We start from the raw sequence: 3205 nt of genomic DNA on the forward strand, positions 1-3205 counted from the left end.
CAAGATCTTCTTCACCTCCGGCGGTAGCGATTCCGTCGACACCGCGGCCAAGCTGGCGCGACGGTACTGGACCGAGGTCGGCAAGCCGGAGAAGACCTTGCTCGTCGGCCGCACCAAGGCCTACCACGGCATGCATGTCGCGGGTACCTCGCTGGCCGGTATCCCGGCCAACCACGACGGCTACGGACAACTCATGCCCGACGCGGAGTCGGTCGGCTGGGACGACGCCAAGAGTCTGCTCGGGCTCATCGAACGGGTCGGCGCCGATCGGGTGGCCGCCTTCTTCTGCGAACCGATCATCGGCGCCGGCGGGGTGTACCTGCCGCCCGAAGGGTATCTCGCCGAGGTGCGCCAGATCTGCCGTGACCACGACGTGCTGTTCGTCGCCGACGAGGTGGTCACCGGTTTCGGTCGCATCGGTGGCGACAGCTGGTTCGCGTCGTCCCGGTTCGATCTGCAACCGGATCTGATGACCACCGCCAAGGGACTGACGTCGGGGTACGTGCCGATGGGCGCGGTGTTCATCGCCCCACGGATCGCCGAGCCGTTCTACGCCGGCGGCGTCTGGTGGCGACACGGCTACACCTATGGCGGTCACGCCGGTGCCGCCGCGGCGGCGATGGCCAATCTCGACATCATCGAACGCGAGGGCCTGCTCGCCGAGGCGACGCGTCTGGAGACCGATCTGGCGACGGCGCTACGCCCGCTCGCCGATCTCGACGCCGTGAGCGAGGTCCGCACCGGGTTGGGCGCGGTCAGCGCCGTCCAGCTCGCCGATCCCGCACGTGCCCAGGACGCGGTGGCGGCCATGCGCAGGCACGGGGTGAGCGGACGTGCCGCCGGGCAGGGCGCCCTGCAGATCTCCCCGGCCTTCGTGATGAGCACCGCAGAGGTCGGCGACCTCGCGAGCCGCATCGGCGACGCACTGAGCTGAGGCGGAGCCCGCACGTCGGAGCGCGCACGCCGTTGACGACTCGGGCCCGGTGCCTGCGCTCACGCAGACACCGGGCCCGACATCTTCTGTCACAGAGGGGCTGTCACACGCCGATCAGACGCCGCTCAGCACCTCGGTGGTGGCGATCGCCTGGCCGACGCCGGCCACGATCGAGGCGACCTTGAGTGCCTCGAAGATCGCCTCGCGGTCGACGCCCGCCTCACGCAGGGTGGCCTCGTGCGCGCCCACGCAGTGCTCGCAGCCGTTGATCGAGCTGACCGCGAACGACCACAACTCGAAGTCGGCCTTGTCGACGCCGGGGTTGCCGATGATGTTCATCCGCAGACCGGGACGCAGGTCGTCGTACTTGCCGCCGAGGAATCCGCGGCCGCGATAGAAGACGTTGTTCATCCCCATGATCGACGCGGCGCCCAGGGCGGCGTTGTAGGCCTCCGCGGACAGCGTGTCGGCGGCTTCCTCGCCGATCTCGGCCAGCACCTTGGCATTTCGCGTCGCCGCAGCGGTCGCGAGCAGGGTGCCCCACAGCTGCTCCTCGGTCAGCGCGGTGGTGCGGCTGATCGAACCGAGGTTGAGCTTGAGGTCCTTGGCGTACTCGGGGAGGGCTTCCTTGAGATTGTCGATGCTCATGAGTGCTCCTCTCAGACGCTGGCGGTCAGCAGTTCGCCCGCGTTGATGGTGGGATCGCCCTTGCGCCAGTTGCAGGCGCACAGTTCGTCGGACTGCAGCGCGTCGAGGACGCGGAGCACCTCGTCGACGTTGCGGCCCACCGAACCCGCGGTGACCGAGACGAACTGGATCTCGTTGTTCGGGTCGACGATGAAGGTGGCGCGGTCGGCGACGCCGTCGGCGTTGAGAACACCTGCCGCGGTGGCCAGTTCGCGCTTGAGGTCGCTCAGCATCGGGAAGGGGAGGGTCTTGAGGTCCTCGTGCTGGGCGCGCCACTGGAAGTGGACGAACTCGTTGTCCACCGAGGCGCCGAGCACCTGGGCGTCGCGGTCGGCGAACTCGTCGTTGAGCTTGCCGAAGGCGGCGATCTCGGTCGGGCACACGAAGGTGAAGTCCTTGGGCCAGAAGAAGATGATCCGCCACTTGCCGGGATGATCATCGCTGGAGATCTGGGTGAAGTAGTCGTCGGGCTGCTGGGCGTCGACCTTCGACAGGTCGCCGCCGATCACAGCGGTGAGGTTGTAGGCGGGGAACTGATCGCCGATCGTGAGCAGAGCCATGGTGTGCAATCTCTCCTTCTAGTCGCGCGGGCGCCGGCGATCCGGACGGATCGGCACGGCAGTACCGATAATGCTTCGCACCGACCATTGTGCTCGGGAATCGGTGAAAGCGAAACGTGATGATTAGCACTACACTGATAGGTATGCCCGATAAAACTTATCAGCCGTCGCTGGCCGGCCTGCGTGCCTTCGTCACGCTGGCACGCAAACATCATTTCGGTTCTGCGGCAAACGAATTGGGGATCAGTCAGCCGTCGCTGTCACAGGCGCTGGCCGCCCTGGAGGCGGGTCTCGGACGCAAACTCATCGAGCGCACCACACGGCGTGTCTTCTTGACTCCGGAGGGGCAGACCCTGCTCCCCAAGGCGATCGCGGTGACCGACGCCGCCGACGACTTCTTGTCCGCGGCGGCCGGTGCCGACGATCCGCTCTCCGGCGCGGTGCGCCTCGGGGTGATCCCCACGGTTGCGCCGTACATCCTGCCGCGGATGCTGCGCGGGTTGCCGGCCCGGTTACCCGGCCTCGAACTGCGGGTGGTCGAGGATCAGACCGCCCGTCTGCTCACCGCGCTGCGCGAGGGCTCGCTGGACGTGGCTGTCCTGGCCCTGCCGGCAGAGGCCGGCGGTATTGCCGAAATCCCGATGTACGACGAGGATTTCGTGCTCGCCCTGCCCGTCGGCCATCCGCTCGCCGGCCGCAAACGCGTCGATCCGAGCACCCTCGCCGATCTTCCGCTGCTCCTGCTCGACGAGGGGCATTGTCTGCGTGATCAGGCACTCGAGGTCTGTCGACTGGCCGGGGTCTCACCCGACCTCGGGCACACCCGCGCGGCATCGCTGGCCACCGCGGTGCAATGTGTCGAAGGTGGGCTGGGGGTCACCCTGATCCCCGAGACCGCTGTCGACTCCGAAACGGCGGCAGGCGAACTGGCGATCGCGCGATTCACCGCGCCACGTCCGGGACGGCGGATCGGGTTGGTTTATCGGGCGTCGTCGGGCCGCGACGAACCGTATCGGCGGGGGGG

At 67.7% G+C, this 3205-nt stretch carries 4 protein-coding genes; 2 read left to right on the forward strand and 2 right to left on the reverse strand.

The window, feature by feature from the left end:
• On the forward strand, window positions 1-934 hold a 934-nt coding region (locus tag B1964_RS08950), incomplete at its 5' end, for an aminotransferase class III-fold pyridoxal phosphate-dependent enzyme (RefSeq protein ID WP_079929536.1).
• A 114-nt stretch (window positions 935-1048) separates the two neighbouring features.
• Here B1964_RS08950 and B1964_RS08955 read toward each other — a convergent pair.
• Window positions 1049-1582, reverse strand: coding sequence for an alkyl hydroperoxide reductase (locus tag B1964_RS08955; protein ID WP_014359834.1), 534 nt, complete (start codon window positions 1580-1582; stop codon window positions 1049-1051).
• An 11-nt stretch (window positions 1583-1593) separates the two neighbouring features.
• Window positions 1594-2181 carry a redoxin domain-containing protein gene (locus tag B1964_RS08960; RefSeq protein ID WP_006371161.1) on the reverse strand — a complete coding sequence of 196 codons (588 nt, stop codon included), beginning with the start codon at window positions 2179-2181 and terminating at the stop codon, window positions 1594-1596.
• Between the two features lie 143 nt (window positions 2182-2324).
• On the opposite strand from B1964_RS08960, the gene B1964_RS08965 reads away from it, so the two are divergent.
• A partial coding sequence (locus B1964_RS08965; protein ID WP_079929537.1) for a hydrogen peroxide-inducible genes activator occupies window positions 2325-3205 on the forward strand: 881 nt, incomplete at its 3' end.

The sequence above is a fragment of the Gordonia sp. i37 genome (assembly GCF_002043085.1).
GTDB lineage: Bacteria > Actinomycetota > Actinomycetes > Mycobacteriales > Mycobacteriaceae > Gordonia > Gordonia polyisoprenivorans.

What these genes read in the sequence shown, in the direction of transcription:
- B1964_RS08960 (WP_006371161.1), bottom strand. Translation starts at nt 2,181, where the DNA reads ATGGCTCTGCTCACGATCGGCGATCAGTTCCCCGCCTACAACCTCACC.
- B1964_RS08955 (WP_014359834.1), bottom strand. Translation starts at nt 1,582, where the DNA reads ATGAGCATCGACAATCTCAAGGAAGCCCTCCCCGAGTACGCCAAGGAC.